This window comes from Streptosporangium sp. NPDC002721, assembly GCF_042888905.1.
Lineage (GTDB): Bacteria > Actinomycetota > Actinomycetes > Streptosporangiales > Streptosporangiaceae > Streptosporangium.
Window position 1 is genome coordinate 389,545 of sequence record NZ_JBIAQI010000003.1, and the last position, 14,811, is coordinate 404,355.

Genomic DNA, 14,811 nt, shown 5'->3' on the forward strand with positions numbered 1-14,811 from the left:
AAACCTTGGGCACCTGGCGGCAGGCGCTCCAGCCACGACGTAGCGTCGATAATGACGTTTTCACCATGAGATCAAGAAGTGGCGGGACAAGACGTGGCTGACAGGCCCGAAGACGACGATCGCACTCGCGCGCTGCGATCGCCCACGCCGGGGCCCGTGCCGCCGAGAGCGGCCGGGCAGCCCGCCTACCCCTCGCCTGGCGGCCCGGGAACGCCCGTCCGGCAGTCGGCGTCCTCGCGCCGGGAGGCCCCCGCCCGCGAGGAGGCGTCGCGTGAGGTGCCGCCCCCCCGGGGCGGGCGGGTGTACGGCAAGGCCAGGTCGGGCTCCAGCCCGGTCAAGCCGCTGAACGCGCCCCCGGCACCGCCGGGGGACTCCGGCGGCCGGGGCGGCGGGAGCGCGTCGCGCATGCCCGGCTGGCGGCCGAAGCGCCCCGGCAGGCTCGCGGTACGGATCCTCGCCGGGCTGGTCGTCGTGCTGCTCGTCCTGGCCGTCGGCGGATATTTCGTGATCAACTCGCGGCTGACCAAGATCGAGGCGCTCACCGACTACGAGGGCCGTCCCGCCGACACCCCCGGCACCAACTGGCTGCTGGTCGGCTCCGACAGCCGCGCGGGCCTGACCGCGGCCCAGCGCAAGAAGCTCGCCACGGGCAAGGCCGTGGGCCGCAGGACCGACACGATGATGCTGCTGCACATCCCCGAGGGCGACGGCCGGCCGACCCTGGTCAGCCTCCCCCGCGACTCGTACGTGCCGATCGACGGCCACGGCAGCAACAAGCTCAACGCCGCCTACGCCTTCGAGGGCGGCCAGCAGCTGCTCCCCAAGACCGTGGAGCAGGTCACCGGGCTGCGCCTCGACAACTACATGGAGATCGGCTTCGGCGGCTTCGTGGGGATCGTCGACGCCATCGGCGGGGTCGAGATCGACGTCAAGCAGGCGATCAAGGACCCCAAGGCCGGGATCAACCTGAAGAAGGGCCTGCAGACCATGGACGGGGGGACGGCCCTCGGCTACGTCCGCACCCGCGCCACCGGAGCGATCCCCGACCTCGACAGGACCCAGCGCCAGCGCCAGTTCTTCTCCGCGGTGGTGAAGAAGGCGGCCAGCCCCGGCGTCCTGATCAACCCCTTCACATCCGTCCCGCTCGCGCTGAGCGCGGCCGACTCGGTGTCCGTCGGCGAGGAGACCGGCGCCTTCGACCTGCTCTCCCTCGGCCTCGCCATGGGCGGTAACCCGGTCACCACGGTCGTGCCCATCGGCTCCCTGCCCACCATCGACGGCCAGTCCGTCGTCAAGTGGGACCGGGAGAAGGCCCTGCGCATGTTCGAGGCGCTGGCCCAGGACAAGCCCGTCCCCAAGGACGCCCTCGGCAAGTGACGGCCCGCCCCGGCCCTCGGGCCGGGGCGAGCCCTCTCGCCCGACCTTCCCGCCGGCCCTGCCCCTTCGGCCCGGCTTCTCCGGCCTGGCTCCTTCACCCCGGAGCGAGGGACGGGTTCACCTCGGAGTGAGGGACGAGCGCGGGACCTGACGTGCTTGTGACAGCGCCCGCCCGGCGAGGGCCCTTGTGACAGCCTGTCCGGCGGGCGCCTTGTGACGGTGCCTGTCCGACGGGCGTGCTCGTGACAGCGCCCGCCCGGCGAGGGCCCGCGGGTCTCAGCCGCTGCCGCCCGCACTGGCGCCGGCGACGGCCCCGCCTATCACGGCCGCCATGACGGCGGCGTTGACGGCGGCGATGGTCTGGGCGACCGCCTTGCCGGCCCACTCGCCCTCGGTGATCTCCTTGATCCGCTCCTTGCTCGCGCCGGGGAACGCCTTACGGTCGATCTTGGCCGCGTGCAGGATCGCGATCAACACCGCGGCCCGCTCGTCGGGGGTGGCACCGGACAGCACGTCCTGGACCCGCCGGCGGATCTCCAGCTCGACGCCCGGCTCGCGCTCGGGGTAGCGGGTGCTCGGGAAGATCCCCAGGATCTTGTGCCGCTCCTCGTCCAGCACGCCCCGCTCCGCCAGGCGGGACAGCAGGCGCCTGCGGAGCTTGCCGGAGTGGAGCCGCTGCACCCACCACTCGGGCTTGCGCGCCTTGGACTCCGCCGCGATCCTGGCCAGCGCCGCGTCGAGCTCCTCGTCCCCGACCGGGGTCGCGTCGAGAACGGCGACTTTCTTGTCCGCGAGGTCGATCCGGCCGTTGACGGTCAGTTCCGCCAGCAGGGCGCCGCCGAGCGCGGCGTCCAGCTCGGTGGAGCTGATGAGTTGCCTGCCCTCCTTCTCGTCGTACGCGAGCAGGAGCACTTCCTCAGCGATCGTCGTCATCGTTCGACACTACGTCGCGGGCGCTTCACGGTCGCCTCACCGGTGCTTCGCGGTCATCTCAAGGTCGTCTCAAGGTCGTCTCGCGGTCGTAAGCACTCCGTAAGCGATCGAGGACGGTGTCGCCGGTAGCGTCGGCACCGAGACCAGAGAGATCTCGACGTCCCCCCGTCACCGGAGGCCGGAGGTATCCGATGAGAGTCAAGAGGTTGCTCCGACATCCCGTCACCTGGGGCGTCCTGGCGTTCGGCGCCGTCGCGCTGGGTGTCGCGCTGTATCTGTTCCAGCCGTGGCGCCTGTTCACCACCGTCGAGGTGAACGAGGCGCTGCCCGCCGTAGCGGCGTCCCCGGCGTCCCCGGCGTCCCCCGGCCCGGAGGCCACCGGAACCACGGAGCCCGCCGCGTCCGCCACCCCCGCCGCGCCGACCACGCCCGCCCGGGAGCCGAAGGTCCTGGCCACGGGCACGTTCGTCTCCCACGAGCACGAGACCGAGGGCAGGGCGAGGATGCTGGAGCTGCCCGACGGGAGCCGGGTCCTGCGGATCGAGAACCTGGACACCTCCGACGGCCCGGACCTGCGGGTCTGGCTCAGTGACCAGCCCGTCAAGGAGGGCAGGGCCGGATGGTTCAACCTGGACGACGGCGAGCACCTCGAACTCGGCGAGCTGAAGGGCAACAGGGGCAACGCCAACTACGCCGTCCCCGCCGGGGCCGACCTCGACAGCCTGAGGTCCGTCACCATCTGGTGCAAGCGCTTCGGCGTCTCCTTCGGGGCCGCCACCCTGACCTGACACAATCTCCGACCCATGAGCGTTTCTGAGGAACTCCACGCCATCGGCCGCCCGCTCGTCGAGGCGCAGCTCGCCCACCCGACGGTCGCGGGCATCGCGCGGGGGGACCTGCCCGAGCCGGTGTTCCGGTCGTGGCTGGAGCAGGACTACCTGTTCCTGCTCGACTACGTCCGCGTCTTCTCGCGGCTCGCCTGGCAGGCCCCTGACGGGCATCTGGGCGACCTGGTGGACCTGGCGCACGCCACCTTCCACGAGGAGCTGAGCCTGCACCGGTCGCTGTCGGCCGAGTTCGGCGCCGACCTCGGCGGGGCGAGGAAGGGCCCGGCCTGCGCGGCGTACACCTCGTTCCTGCTCGACTCCGCGGCCGTCTACGCCGACGGCCTGGCCGCGCTCTACCCCTGCATGTGGGGCTACTCCACGCTCGGCCGCGCGCTGGCGGAGAACCCGCCGGACGAGCCCCGCTACCGGGCCTGGATCGACACCTACGCCCACCCGGCCTTCGCCGAGCTGACCGGGCGCATCGCGGTGATGATCGACGAGGCGGCGCCGGACCCGGACAGGGCGGGGAAGCTGTTCACCGAGGGAATGGCCCACGAACTCGCCTTCTGGGACGTGCCCTGACCTCGCCGTCGTACGGCCGCCCGAGCCGGGCGATCTGGTAGGGGCGGACGTACCGAATTAGCCCCCTATCAGGGGAAATTGAAGGTCCGGATGAGGGCATCCACGGGGCTTTGCGCTCCATCCGGTGGAGGAGTTGGAAACAATGGGCGCATGAGTGTTCCTGAGGTCGAGGCACAGGCCGTGCCGGATGACGCGTTCCTGCTCGACGTACGAGAGAACGACGAGTGGCGTGCCGGGCACGCGCCCGGTGCCGTCCACATCCCGCTGGGCGAGCTGCAGTCCCGGGTCGACGAGGTGCCCAAGGGGGCGCCCGTCTACGTGATCTGCCGGGTCGGCGGCCGTTCCGCGAACGCCGCCGCCTGGCTCAACCACGTCGGCTGGGACGCGATCAACGTCGGCGGCGGCATGCAGTCCTGGGACGGCGCGGGGCGTCCGATGGTCGCCGAGAGCGGCCAGGACCCCTTCGTCGCCTGAGCCGTCCGGACCGCGTGAGGGGACGTCCTCGGCGGCGGCACCGCCGGCCGGGGCGCCCGTGGACGGGGGCCGTGCGGCGCGCGAGGAGGTCCTCGCCAAGACGAGAGGGCCCTTGCCAAGAAAGGAATGGATGGCATAATCAGGGCGAATGTCTACCGCGGGAGCTCGGGCGTGACCGGGCTGAGAGGGCGGAACCACGCGGAGGGTCTTTGACCCTCGGACGCACCGCCGACCGCATGAACCTGTCCGGGTAATGCCGGCGTAGGGAGTGTGCGTGATGACGTCTGCCACCGTTGATTCCAAGGGTTCCGGCGACTCCGGGAGCCCCGGGGCGGTCGAGGCGCCCCTCACCCTCGGTGAGGCTCCCCCCAAGGCCCTCGGCGTGCTCGACCAGGGCGCGCTCTGGGCCAACCTGGGGGTGAGCCTGCTCGGGTTCTCCGGCGCGATCACGCTGATCAACCCGCTCGGGGACCGGCCGCTGAGCTTCGTGGCCGCGATCCTGGCCGCCGTCGTGGGCAGCGTCATCGGCACCGCGATGGTCGGCCTGGCCGCGATTCCCGGGCAGCGGACCGGCGCTCCGGCGATGGTCCTGCTGCGCGGGCTGTTCGGGGCCAGGCTCTCCTACCTGCCGACCGTGCTGAACATCGTCCAGATGCTGGGCTGGGGGGCCTTCGAGCTGTGGGTCATCGCCCAGGGGGCCCAGGCCATCGCCGGGTCGTTCGGCGTCGAGGTGCCCTACGCGGTCTGGGTGGTGGTCGCGGGGGTGATCACCACCGCGCTGACCATCCGGCCGCTGGGAGCGGTCCGCCTGCTCCGCAGGTACGTCACCGCCGGCGTGGTGATCTCGATGATCTGGTTCATGGTCGCCCTGTTCCAGCGGGGACCGGCGATCGGCGGCGGGTCCTGGGAGGCGTTCGCCCCCTCGGTCGACTACGTGATCGCGCTGTCGGTCTCGTGGGTGCCGGTCGCGGCGGACTTCGCCCGCTTCTCCCGCTCGGGCCGGGCCGCCTTCACCGGGGTCGTCGGCGGCTACACGATCGCCCAGGTGGCCTGCCTCACCCTCGGCATCGCGGCGCTCGCGCTGGTCGGCAACGACCCGAACCAGGTCTGGGACCCGTTCGTGGCCGCGGCCCTCGGCCCGCTGTTCTTCGGCATCCTGGTGCTGCGCGAGACCGACCAGTCGTTCGTGAACGTCTACTCCACCGCGATGTCGCTGCAGAACCTGCTGCCCAGGCTGGACCGCCGGGTCATCTCCGCGGTCATCGGCGCGCTGGTCACCCTGCTCGCGATCTTCGTCAGCGCCGACACCTACACCGGCTTCCTCGGCCTCATCGGGGCGGTCTTCGTGCCGATGTTCGCGGTGCTCGCCGTGGACTACTTCCTGCTCGGCGGCGACAGGCGCTGGGACACCTCGGAGACCGCACCCTCGCGCCCGCTCATGGTGCTTCCGTGGGTGCTGGGCTTCGTGACCTGGTGGATGCTCGCCGCGCTGCCGGCCGGCTCGCAACTCGCGTGGTGGACCTCGTTCTGGCAGGGGGCCCGCGACGCGCTCGGCTTCGTCCCGCAGCCGTGGATGAGCGCGTCCGTCGGCGCGTTCCTCGTCGCGGGTCTCGTCACCTTGGGGCTCGGCGCGCTCCGGCGCCGCTCCTGACAGTTTCCTGGCGCGGAAGAGGCCTACGCGCCGCCGGGGCCGCGGAGCAGGGCGGCGGACTCGATGCGCAGCAGGCGTTCCTTGGCGGCCGGGCCCCCGGCGTACCCGCCGAGGACGGCCTCGCTCTCGACCACCCGGTGGCACGGCACGATGACGCACACCGGGTTGCTGCCCAGCGCGTTGCCGACGGCGCGCAGCGCGCGCGGCCTGCCGATCCGCTCGGCGATCTCCAGGTAGGTCGTCACCGTCCCGTACGGCACCGCGAGCATCATCTGCAGCACGGTCCTGGAGAACTGGGTGGCCAGGCGCAGGTCGACGGCGATGGTGAAGGCGCGGAGCCGGGCGGAGAAGTAGGCGTCCAGCTCCCGGCGCACCGGGTCGAGCCGCCGGGCGTCGGGGCCGATGAACGTGCCGACCTCCCTGCTGACGCGCTCGAAGACGACGTTCTCGTCCTCGTAGCTGCAGGCCACCACACCCCTGCCCGTCACGGCGAGGGTGAGGCGCCCCAGCGGGCCGTCGAGCGTGCCGAACGCGATGTCGGGATGGCTCTTGCCGACGTAGTCGGGCGAGGTCACCCGTAGCAATGCATCGATGTCGCCGGATGACATGGCCCCACCCTTTCGTATCCAGGTGTGTGGTGACCGCAGAGTATCGGACGGATCGCCCGGCCAGTGGCAACACGTGCGGGACGAAAGTGCCAAGATCAGGCCGGTCGAGACGGCACTATGGGTGTGTGGTGGACTACAGGGCCGACAGTGACGGGGGCATCGGCCGCGGGGTCGTCGCCGCGGCGCCCAACGCGATCGTCGCCATCGATCGCGAGCAGACGGTTCTCACCTGGAATCCCGCCGCAGAACGCCTTTTCGGCTGGTCGGCCGACGAGACGGTCGGCCGCCGGGTGCCGGTGGTTCCCGAGGAGCTGACGGCCGAGCACAACGCGGTCCTGGAGAAGGTGCGCACCGGCGGCCAGGTCTCGCTGCGGACCAAGCGGTTCCACCGCGACGGCGGCCTGCTCGACGTACGGGTCGACACCGGCGCGATGTCCGCGCCGGACGGCGCCTTCCTCGGCTACGTCAGCGTCTACCACCTGGCCCAGGACGACGAGACCGCCAACGACCGCAACGCCCGCCGGGCACAGCTCGTCCGCAGGCTCACCGACGTGGTCGCCGACATCAACGCCGAGCTGGAGCTGCCCGCTGTGCTCGACCGGATCGCGGCGAGCCTCACCGACCTGACCGGGGCCGACGCGGGCGGGTTCGTGATGATCGAGGGTGACCGGCTCCGCCTCGTGGCCTGCCACAACCTTCCCGACCCGATGCGCGACTCCACCGCCGACCTGCGCACCAGCCTGGTCGGCAAGTTGCTGCGCGAGGGCAGGACCGTCCTGCTGGAGACCGGCGACCAGGACCGCCTGGACCGGCTGATCTGGTCGCAACTGCCCGGCCTGCACACCATCGCGCTCGGCCTCGCGGCGATGGGCGGGCGGTCGTACGGCGCGCTGTACGCCCTGTTCGCCAAGCGCAAGGCGGGCCACCTGGAGCTGGAGCTGCTGGAGCTGCTCGCCGGTCACGCGGGTATCGCCCTGGGCAACGCGATGGCCTACCAGGAGGCCGTACGCCAGCGCGCCCACGAGCGGGCGGTGTTCGACGCCAGCGCCGACGGCATCGCGGTCCTCGACGACACGGGACGGGTCGTCCGGTGGAACCCGGCCGCCAGCGAGCTGACGGGCTTCCACGCGGCCGAGGTGATCGGCGGGCCGCCGCCGTTCCAGCTGCCGGGCCCGGGGGACAAGCTCAGCATCCAGCTGCCCTCGGGCACCTGGCTGGACGTGCTCTGCGCGGAGATCGTGGAGACGGGCGAGATCGTGGTCGACTTCCGCGACGTCACCCGCGCGAAGGAGCTGGAGGAGGCGAAGGACCTCTTCTTGGCCACCACCAGCCACGAGCTCCGCACGCCGATCACCGTGGTCCGCGGTTTCGCCAGCACGCTCGACAGCCGCTGGGACAGCATGGCCGACACCGAGCGCCGCGCCGCCGTGCACACCATCGCCGAGCGTGCCCGCTCCCTGGGCCAGCTCATGGACCACCTGCTGCTCGGCTCGCGCGCGGGGGCCGGCGAGCTCACGCTCAGGATCGAGAGCTTCGACCTGGCCGAGCTGGTCCGGGGCGCGACGCTGGGCCTGCCGATCCTGTCGGACCTGCACCGGGTCGAGGTCGACGTCCCCGAGGACCTCCCCCCGGTCTCCGGCGACGCGCTGGCCACCGACATCCTGCTCGCCCAGCTGCTGGAGAACGCCTTCAAGTACTCACCGGACGGCGGCCTGATCAGGGTCGAGGCGTGGGCCGAGGGCGACAGGGTCGTGCTGGTGGTGGACGACGAGGGGGTCGGCATCGCCCACGCCAGCAGGGAGCGGGTCTTCGAGCGCTTCGTCCAGGCCGAGAGCGGTGACCGCCGCAGGTTCGGCGGCGTCGGCCTCGGCCTCTACATCGTGCGGAGCCTCGCGCGGGCCCAGGGCGGGGAGGTCTCGGCGCATCCGCGCCCCTCCGGCGGCACCCGGATGAGGCTCGCTCTCCGTATCGCCGACACGCCGGGCGCCCTTACCTGATCGACACGCCGAGGCGGTAACGAGTCGGTAACGGATGTGCTGATCTATTGTCGAATGTGCACAAGCTGTAATTGGTGCGCGGTTTCCAAGACTATCTAACGGGGCATTTCGGTCGTACTGGGGTGAGTTCCTCAGGGGGAACAGGCATACGGGGAGGTGAGTGCGTCGAGCGTCGTTCTGTTGCCGTATGCACCGTCCAGCGTCGCTGTCGCACGCCAACGCCTCTGCTCTGACCTGCAGGAACGGGGTGTGTACGAGACCGCTATCGAGGACGCGGTGCTCGTGGTCAGCGAGCTGCTGAGCAACGCGCTGCGTCACGCCCACCCGTTGCCGTCAGGACAGATCAGGGTGTCATGGCGCTGGACCGAGGAGCATGTCGAGGTCGCTGTGAGTGACGGTGGCGCGGCCACCGAACCGCGGGCGGGACGCCCGACGCTCTCCTCCCTGGGAGGGCGAGGTCTGGGAATCGTCGAGTATCTGGCCTCCACGTGGGGGGTCAGGCATGAGGGGGACATCACCACGGTGTGGGCGGTGGTGACCGCGGTCGACACGGTAGGTAACGGCCATGTTTCCGCCCCCGAACCCGCTCTTAGGGAGTGCGGATAAGCCTCTTCCCGGGTCCTGTCCCGCTTCACACGCCGTGAAGCGGGACAGGACCCTTCACACGCCGTGAAGCGGGACGGACCCGGCGTCTTTCGGCCGGGCGACGTTCACCTCCCGGCGAGCGCCGGGCGGTGCAGAACCGCCTTCTCCCCGGCCGTCCAGGCCGTCGAGGCGAGGAGATAGATCCCGGCCGCGAGCGGCAGCACCGCGGCGACCAGGACGGTCCCGTACGGCAGCAGGGGCAGCATCCGGCGCAGCGCCGCGGGCTGGAGGTCCTCGCTCATCGTGCGCCGCATCCGGCGGGAGGTGATCCACGCCACGGCGAGGAGCAGCAGGAAGAGCCCGGCGAAGACCAGGGTGGGGCCGCTGATCAGCCCGAACCCGGCCACCGTGCCCGCGAACTGCTGGCCGAGCGGCACCCCGAGGAGCCCGTGGGTCAGCAGCGCGTTGGCCTGCCCGGCGATCGTCGAGGAGATGAACACCTGGTACGTCACCATCATGAACGGCATCTGCGCCACGGACGGCAGGCACCCGGCCAGCGGTGAGGTCCTCTCCCTGGCGTAGAGGGCGGCGAGCTCCCGCTGGAGCCGCTCGGGGTTGCGGCCGTGGCGCTTCTTGAGCCTCTGGAGCTCCGGCGCGAGGCGGACCCTGGCCCGCTCGCCCCTGGCCTGCATGACGCTGAGCGGGAGCAGCAGCAGCCGGACGAGGACGGTGAACACGACGATCGCCAGGGCGGTGGAGCCCAGCGGCCCGGCGAGCGCGGCGATGAGGCCGGCGGTGAACGAGATGACGGGGTCGAACATGGAGGGGCCCTTCTGAGCGGAGTGGAGACGGCACAGAGGGCGCCCGCGGACCGCGAGGTCGTCCCGGGACGCGTGCGCGCGGCACACGGCGGCCGGAGTCTCCGGAGCACGTGCGCGCGGCGCACGGCGGCCGGGGGCCTCCGAGGCGCGTGGCGCACGGTGGCCGGAGCTTTCCGGGGCGCGTGGTGCGGCGGCCGGAGGTTTCCGGGGCACGTGCGCGTGGCGCGCGACGGCCGGGGGCCTCCGGGACGCGGCGAATCACGTGCGTACACGGTGATCACGCGCGTTACGGGGCATGCCTGCCACGCGTCACGTGCGCGTGTGGCACGGGGATCGCGGCAGGTCGCGGAGAGCTACGCGGGCGCCGGGCCCGCGGAGGGTGCTCTGGGCCGGGACCTCCCGGCCGCGTCGGGATCGCGCTGGCGGACGAACATCGTCCGCCTGGCCCGGTCGCGCCGGGACATGGGCGAGCGCGACTCAGCGCCCGAGGTGACGGGCGCCGGGCGCAGCGCCCAGACGAGCAGGAGCACGCCCAGCCCGACCACGGCGGCGGCCGTCAGGACACCGCCGCCGTCGAACATCCAGACCGCCAGGGTCTGGACGGTGAGCAGCAGGTTCACCGCTTGGACCTGGCCACCGCGGTGACCAGCGCGACGACCACGAAGGCGATCAGCGCCAGGACGAGCGCGAACTTCAGCAGGCCGAAGAGGGCAGGCAGCACGAACCCGAACACCACGTACAGCGCGAGCAGGACGCCCAGGACCCCCAGCACGATACGACTCATGCGATCTACCGTACGCCGGACGGGGCGGCACCGGGCGTCCCGGCCGTAACGACGGTCATAACGATCGGGTGCTTACGGACCGATGACATGGCTCAGCGATCCTTCCCCCGGGGCCTACCGTGGGGGCATGAGCGCGCGGATTCTGGTGGTCGACGACGATTCGATGGTGGCCGAGGTCGTGGCCCGCTATCTGGAACGCGACGGTCACGTGGTCGAGTGCGTCGGAGACGGCGCCGAGGCGCTCAGGCGCGCGCTGGCCGACCCGCCCGACCTGATGGTGCTCGACCTGATGCTCCCCAAGATGGACGGGCTCCAGGTCTGCAGGAAGCTCAGGGAGCGGTGGCCGGTCCCGGTGATCATGTTGACCGCGCTCGGCGACGAGATGGACAGGGTCGTCGGCCTGGAGACCGGCGCCGACGACTACGTCACGAAGCCTTTCAGCCCCCGGGAGCTGGCGCTGCGCGTGCAGTCCGTGCTGCGGCGGGCGCGCGGGGCCTCCCTGCCGGCCGGCACCGGCGTGCTCAGGGACGGCGAGCTCACGGTCGACGTCGGCGCCCACGAGGTGCGGCTCCGCGGTGACGAGATCATGCTGACCGCCCGCGAGTTCGACCTCCTCGCCCACCTGATGCGCAACCCCCGCCAGGCCTTCAGCCGCTCCGCCCTGCTCGACCAGGTCTGGGGGTGGTCCTTCGGCGACTCGTCCACGGTGACCGTCCACGTCCGCCGCCTCCGCGAGAAGATCGAGCCCGACCCGACCGATCCCCGGCGCATCGTCACCGTGTGGGGCGTCGGCTACCGCTACGAGCCGCTGGCGGAGCCGTGATCCCCGAGATGCTGGTGATCGTCGCGGTCACCGCCGGGCTCGGCCTGCTGGTCGCGCTGGCGGGGCTGGGCGCGATGCGGCTGCTGCGCGAGCGGTCGATCGGCGTGATGCTCGCGGTGGTCGTCGTGGTGACCGTCGTGGCGACGGTCGGCGGCATGACGGCCCTCACCCTGAAAATGATCATCGAGGGGACGTCGAGGGACATCGTGCTCAGCGTGGTCGTCGTGGGCGGCCTGGTCGGGCTGGGCGTCGCGACGGTGCTCTCGCGCCGGGTCGTGGCGGCCAGCCGCAGGCTCGTCGACGCCGTGCACGCCGTACCGGCCTCGGGGGAGTTCGCGCCTCCCGCCGGGCTGCCCGCGGAGCTCGGCACGATCGCCGGGAGCCTGGACCGGGCGTACCGGCGGCTGCGTCTCGGTCACGAGCGCGAGCGCGCCCTGGAGAGCGCCCGCCGCGAGCTCGTCGCCTGGGTCAGCCACGACCTGCGCACCCCGCTGGCGGGCATGCGGGCCATGGCCGAGGCCCTGGAGGACGGGGTGGTCGCCGATCCGGAGACCGTCGGCCGCTATCACCGGCAGATCCGCCTGGAGGTGGACCGGCTGTCGGGCATGGTCGACGGCCTGTTCGAGCTGTCCAGGATCCACGCGGGGACGCTGCGCCTGTCGCTCGGCCGGATCGCCCTCGACGAGCTGGTCGCCGACGCGCTGGCCGGGGTGGAGGAGCTGGCCAGGGGCAAGGGGGTACGGCTGACCGGCGAGGCCGGCCCGATGGTCCCCGTCCAGGCCGACGCGGCCCAGCTCTCCCGGGCGCTGCGCAACCTGGTGGTCAACGCGATCAGGCACACGCCGGGCGACGGCACGGTCGTGGTGCGGGCCTCGGTCGAGGACGGCGTCGCCCGCCTGTCCGTCGCCGACGGCTGCGGTGGCATCCCGGCCGACGACCTGCCCCGCGTCTTCGACGTCGCCTTCCGCGGCGAGGCGGCCCGTACCCCCAGCGCGTACGGCGCAGGGGCGGGTCTCGGCCTGGCGATCGCGCGCGGCATCGTCGAGGCCCACGAGGGAACGATCGGCGTCGTCAACTCCGGTCCCGGCTGCCGTTTCGAGATCTGTCTGCCGCTCTCCGCCTGAGGGACCTGTGCCCGGTCCGGCCCGGGTCGAGTGGGCGTCGGCGGGCGGCGGGGAACGCGAGCGGGTGCCCGGCGGGCGGGGCGGGGGGAGCGCCCGGTGGAGGGTCGTGCGGAGGGCCCGGTGGAGGGTCGCGCGGAGGGCCGGGCGGCCGGTGAGCGGTCAGGTCGCGCCGGAGCCGCCGGAGCCGCCGGAACCGCCGGAACCGTTGGGGCCGCCGGAACCGTTGGGGCCGCTGGAGCCGTTGGTGTTGGCGGATCCGTTGGCCGCTCCGTTGGCCGCTCCGTTGGCGGCCGGCGCGGGCGTGACCGGGCCCGGGGTGTCCTGCGGGCCCTCGGGTCTCACGGAGACCATGAGGGTCATCTGGGCGCACTCGCCGCCCTCGGTGTCGGGCTCGACGTGCTGGCAGGAGGTCAGCCTCCTGGTGGTGCCGAGAGACTCCACCATCGCCCGGAACGTCGGGCACGGCCAGCGCCACATGCAGCTGCGGCAGCGCAGGATCGGATGCGCGGCGTCGCTGGTGATGCCGCCCGCGTCGCGCGGCTGGTGCAGGTCGAGCAGCCTGACGCCGAGCGTGGCGAAGTCGAGGAGCTCTTCGCGCGCTCCTTCGAGGAAGTCGAGGTCCTCGATCGACAGGCGGGTTCTGATCGGGACGTGTCCCTCGTGGTTCACCAGGCCCCGCAGTGAACTCGCCGCGTCGCGCCACGAGGTGGCCTTGTCGGTACGAGTGATCATGGACTCCAGGTGCTCCCGGAGCCGCTGTCGCTGGAGGTCCTCAGGTAGGTCGGTGTTCATGGATGCGTTCGAGCCCGTTTCTTGTAACTCAACGGCCGCCACTGACGTGGCGCAGCGACGAACGGGAGGCGCCGGGTCTCCTCCCCTTTCCGGCCAAGCCGGTGTTGCTTAGTGTCAAGCTTCGCGCACTCAGGGTTTCCGTGAGGCGGAAACGGGGGACAAAGGGCGGACGACTCGGGTTGTTCAAGAGAACGTGACCAGCGGCTCTCGCGCCGCTAGTGTGCCCGCTGTGGAGCTAAAAGTCTCAAGTCGATCTCATGCCGGGCACACCGTCGTGACCATCGTTGGCGAAATCGACCTATACACCGCGCCTCGTTTGCAGGCCGAGTTCACCCGGCTGCTTGGGCAGAGCCAGACCATGCTTGTCGTCCTCGACATGTCCGCCGTGGAGTTCTGCGACTCCACCGGCATGAACGTGCTGCTCTCCGCGCTCAAGCGACTGCGCGAGCGGGGCGGCACACTGGAGGTGGCGGCGCCCCGGCCCGCCGTACGCAAGATCCTGCAGGTCACCGGTCTCGACTCCGTCTTCGTCGTGCACGAGACCGTGCCGGAGAAGCTGCTGACCTCCGATTCCCAAGGATGACGTCCTCCCTGTGGCTGATGCCCGGGGTCTCCACACTGGAGGTGTTCGATGACCGGCACGGCGGCGATCATTCCCGCCAAGGACGAGGGCGACAGGATCGGGGCCACCGTGGCCGCGGTCCTGGCGCTGCCCGGCGTCGATCTCGTCGTGGTCGTCGACGACGGCTCCGTCGACCAGACGGGGCGGGTGGCCAAGGCCGCCGGGGCCCGGGTCGTGCGGCACAGCCACAACCGGGGCAAGGCCGCCGCCATGGAGAGCGGCGCCCACGCCGTGCGCCTGCTCGACGGCGAGGAGCCCCGGCACCTGCTGTTCCTCGACGCGGACCTGGGCGAGACCGCCCGTACGGCCGCGCCGCTGATCGAGCCGGTCGTGTCGGGTGAGGCCGACATGACGATCGCCGTCTTCGTCACCCGAGTGAAGCTCGGCGGCCACGGGTTCGTCGTGAGGCTCGCGCGCGAGGGGGTCGAGCGAGCCACCGGCTGGGCGCCCGCCCAGCCGCTCAACGGGCAGCGTTGCCTGACCAGGGCCGCCTTCGAGGCCGCCCGGCCGCTGGCGCGCGGCTTCGGCGTGGAGACCGGTCTCACGATCGACCTGCTCAGGAAGGGCTTTCGCGTGCGCGAGGTCCCGGTCGAGATGGCGCACCGGGCCACCGGCACCGACTGGAAGGCCCAGATCCACCGGGCCAGGCAGTTCCGCGACGTCGCCCGAGCCCTCCTGGCACGCCGCTGACCAGCGCTCCTGACCAGCGCTCCTGACCAGCGCTCCTGAGCAGCGCTCCCCACCCCGCACGGTCGATCTGGATCGGGTCCGCACCGCTGTTCCGGACCGCCGGCACCTACCACTGCCCGGA

General features: G+C 71.8%; 17 protein-coding genes and 1 riboswitch. Of the genes, 11 read left to right on the plus strand and 6 right to left on the minus strand.

Annotation, left to right across the window (positions count from 1 at the left end; translation table 11 throughout):
- Positions 1-156: 156 nt before the first annotated feature.
- Positions 157-1,377 (plus strand): LCP family protein, encoded by a 1,221-nt coding sequence (locus tag ACFYWM_RS05970; protein ID WP_389909195.1) that lies wholly within the window; start codon positions 157-159, stop codon positions 1,375-1,377.
- Between the two features lie 276 nt (positions 1,378-1,653).
- Here the strand turns inward: ACFYWM_RS05970 and ACFYWM_RS05975 are convergent, their stop codons facing one another.
- Positions 1,654-2,310 carry a GPP34 family phosphoprotein gene (locus tag ACFYWM_RS05975; RefSeq protein ID WP_389909198.1) on the minus strand — a complete coding sequence of 219 codons (657 nt, stop codon included), beginning with the start codon at positions 2,308-2,310 and terminating at the stop codon, positions 1,654-1,656.
- A 191-nt stretch (positions 2,311-2,501) separates the two neighbouring features.
- Here ACFYWM_RS05975 and ACFYWM_RS05980 point away from each other — a divergent pair, with 191 nt between their 5' ends.
- From ACFYWM_RS05980 to ACFYWM_RS05995, 4 genes are all read left to right on the plus strand, one after another.
- Complete coding sequence (locus ACFYWM_RS05980) at positions 2,502-3,098, plus strand: DM13 domain-containing protein (RefSeq protein WP_389909201.1); 597 nt, start codon at positions 2,502-2,504, stop codon at positions 3,096-3,098.
- Between the two features lie 15 nt (positions 3,099-3,113).
- On the plus strand, positions 3,114-3,719 hold the full coding sequence (locus ACFYWM_RS05985) for a TenA family protein (RefSeq protein WP_389909204.1): 606 nt from the start codon (positions 3,114-3,116) through the stop codon (positions 3,717-3,719).
- Between the two features lie 150 nt (positions 3,720-3,869).
- Positions 3,870-4,193, plus strand: a complete 324-nt coding sequence (locus ACFYWM_RS05990) for a rhodanese-like domain-containing protein (RefSeq protein WP_389909207.1) — start codon at positions 3,870-3,872, stop codon at positions 4,191-4,193.
- Positions 4,194-4,340: 147 nt separating this feature from the next.
- Positions 4,341-4,479, plus strand: a riboswitch (TPP riboswitch).
- Positions 4,471-5,844 (plus strand): purine-cytosine permease family protein, encoded by a 1,374-nt coding sequence (locus ACFYWM_RS05995; RefSeq protein WP_389909209.1) that lies wholly within the window; start codon positions 4,471-4,473, stop codon positions 5,842-5,844. Its footprint overlaps the riboswitch before it by 9 nt.
- Before the next feature lie 23 nt (positions 5,845-5,867).
- Here the strand turns inward: ACFYWM_RS05995 and ACFYWM_RS06000 are convergent, their stop codons facing one another.
- Entirely contained in the window at positions 5,868-6,452 is a 585-nt protein-coding gene (locus ACFYWM_RS06000) for a methylated-DNA--[protein]-cysteine S-methyltransferase (protein WP_389909211.1), read from the minus strand.
- A gap of 125 nt (positions 6,453-6,577) precedes the next feature.
- On the opposite strand from ACFYWM_RS06000, the gene ACFYWM_RS06005 reads away from it, so the two are divergent.
- Entirely contained in the window at positions 6,578-8,449 is a 1,872-nt protein-coding gene (locus tag ACFYWM_RS06005) for a PAS domain S-box protein (RefSeq protein ID WP_389909213.1), read from the plus strand.
- A 156-nt stretch (positions 8,450-8,605) separates the two neighbouring features.
- Positions 8,606-9,055 (plus strand): ATP-binding protein, encoded by a 450-nt coding sequence (locus ACFYWM_RS06010; protein ID WP_389909215.1) that lies wholly within the window; start codon positions 8,606-8,608, stop codon positions 9,053-9,055.
- Between the two features lie 104 nt (positions 9,056-9,159).
- Here the strand turns inward: ACFYWM_RS06010 and ACFYWM_RS06015 are convergent, their stop codons facing one another.
- From ACFYWM_RS06015 to ACFYWM_RS06025, 3 genes are all read right to left on the minus strand, one after another.
- Positions 9,160-9,855, minus strand: coding sequence for a YidC/Oxa1 family membrane protein insertase (locus ACFYWM_RS06015; RefSeq protein ID WP_389909219.1), 696 nt, complete (start codon positions 9,853-9,855; stop codon positions 9,160-9,162).
- Positions 9,856-10,208: 353 nt separating this feature from the next.
- Positions 10,209-10,475, minus strand: a complete 267-nt coding sequence (locus ACFYWM_RS06020; RefSeq protein ID WP_389909222.1) for a DUF6412 domain-containing protein — start codon at positions 10,473-10,475, stop codon at positions 10,209-10,211.
- Positions 10,472-10,639, minus strand: coding sequence for a hypothetical protein (locus ACFYWM_RS06025; RefSeq protein WP_389909225.1), 168 nt, complete (start codon positions 10,637-10,639; stop codon positions 10,472-10,474). The genes ACFYWM_RS06020 and ACFYWM_RS06025 overlap by 4 nt, the downstream gene beginning before the upstream one ends.
- 127 nt (positions 10,640-10,766) lie before the next feature.
- Here ACFYWM_RS06025 and ACFYWM_RS06030 point away from each other — a divergent pair, with 127 nt between their 5' ends.
- Both ACFYWM_RS06030 and ACFYWM_RS06035 read left to right on the plus strand, forming a co-directional pair.
- Complete coding sequence (locus ACFYWM_RS06030; protein WP_389909230.1) at positions 10,767-11,462, plus strand: response regulator transcription factor; 696 nt, start codon at positions 10,767-10,769, stop codon at positions 11,460-11,462.
- The gene (locus tag ACFYWM_RS06035; RefSeq protein WP_389909233.1) at positions 11,459-12,586 is read left to right on the plus strand and encodes a sensor histidine kinase; all 1,128 of its coding nucleotides are present in this window, start codon (positions 11,459-11,461) and stop codon (positions 12,584-12,586) included. Before ACFYWM_RS06030 ends, ACFYWM_RS06035 begins: the two co-directional genes overlap by 4 nt.
- A 159-nt stretch (positions 12,587-12,745) precedes the next feature.
- Here ACFYWM_RS06035 and ACFYWM_RS06040 read toward each other — a convergent pair whose 3' ends face one another.
- On the minus strand, positions 12,746-13,378 hold the full coding sequence (locus ACFYWM_RS06040; RefSeq protein WP_389909236.1) for a hypothetical protein: 633 nt from the start codon (positions 13,376-13,378) through the stop codon (positions 12,746-12,748).
- A gap of 229 nt (positions 13,379-13,607) precedes the next feature.
- Between ACFYWM_RS06040 and ACFYWM_RS06045 the strand changes: the two genes are divergently transcribed.
- The gene (locus ACFYWM_RS06045; RefSeq protein ID WP_389909239.1) at positions 13,608-13,961 is read left to right on the plus strand and encodes an STAS domain-containing protein; all 354 of its coding nucleotides are present in this window, start codon (positions 13,608-13,610) and stop codon (positions 13,959-13,961) included.
- 48 nt (positions 13,962-14,009) lie between these two features.
- On the plus strand, positions 14,010-14,690 hold the full coding sequence (locus ACFYWM_RS06050; RefSeq protein WP_389909242.1) for a glycosyltransferase family 2 protein: 681 nt from the start codon (positions 14,010-14,012) through the stop codon (positions 14,688-14,690).
- Positions 14,691-14,811 lie beyond the last annotated feature (121 nt).

Bases quoted from the DNA above. Each gene is read 5' to 3' on its own strand.
- ACFYWM_RS05975 (WP_389909198.1), bottom strand. From the start codon at position 2,310: ATGACGACGATCGCTGAGGAAGTGCTCCTGCTCGCGTACGACGAGAAG.
- ACFYWM_RS06000 (WP_389909211.1), bottom strand. From the start codon at position 6,452: ATGTCATCCGGCGACATCGATGCATTGCTACGGGTGACCTCGCCCGAC.
- ACFYWM_RS05980 (WP_389909201.1), top strand. From the start codon at position 2,502: ATGAGAGTCAAGAGGTTGCTCCGACATCCCGTCACCTGGGGCGTCCTG.
- ACFYWM_RS06050 (WP_389909242.1), top strand. From the start codon at position 14,010: ATGACCGGCACGGCGGCGATCATTCCCGCCAAGGACGAGGGCGACAGG.
- ACFYWM_RS05985 (WP_389909204.1), top strand. From the start codon at position 3,114: ATGAGCGTTTCTGAGGAACTCCACGCCATCGGCCGCCCGCTCGTCGAG.
- ACFYWM_RS05995 (WP_389909209.1), top strand. From the start codon at position 4,471: ATGACGTCTGCCACCGTTGATTCCAAGGGTTCCGGCGACTCCGGGAGC.
- ACFYWM_RS06015 (WP_389909219.1), bottom strand. From the start codon at position 9,855: ATGTTCGACCCCGTCATCTCGTTCACCGCCGGCCTCATCGCCGCGCTC.
- ACFYWM_RS06040 (WP_389909236.1), bottom strand. From the start codon at position 13,378: ATGAACACCGACCTACCTGAGGACCTCCAGCGACAGCGGCTCCGGGAG.
- ACFYWM_RS05990 (WP_389909207.1), top strand. From the start codon at position 3,870: ATGAGTGTTCCTGAGGTCGAGGCACAGGCCGTGCCGGATGACGCGTTC.
- ACFYWM_RS06030 (WP_389909230.1), top strand. From the start codon at position 10,767: ATGAGCGCGCGGATTCTGGTGGTCGACGACGATTCGATGGTGGCCGAG.
- ACFYWM_RS06025 (WP_389909225.1), bottom strand. From the start codon at position 10,639: ATGAGTCGTATCGTGCTGGGGGTCCTGGGCGTCCTGCTCGCGCTGTAC.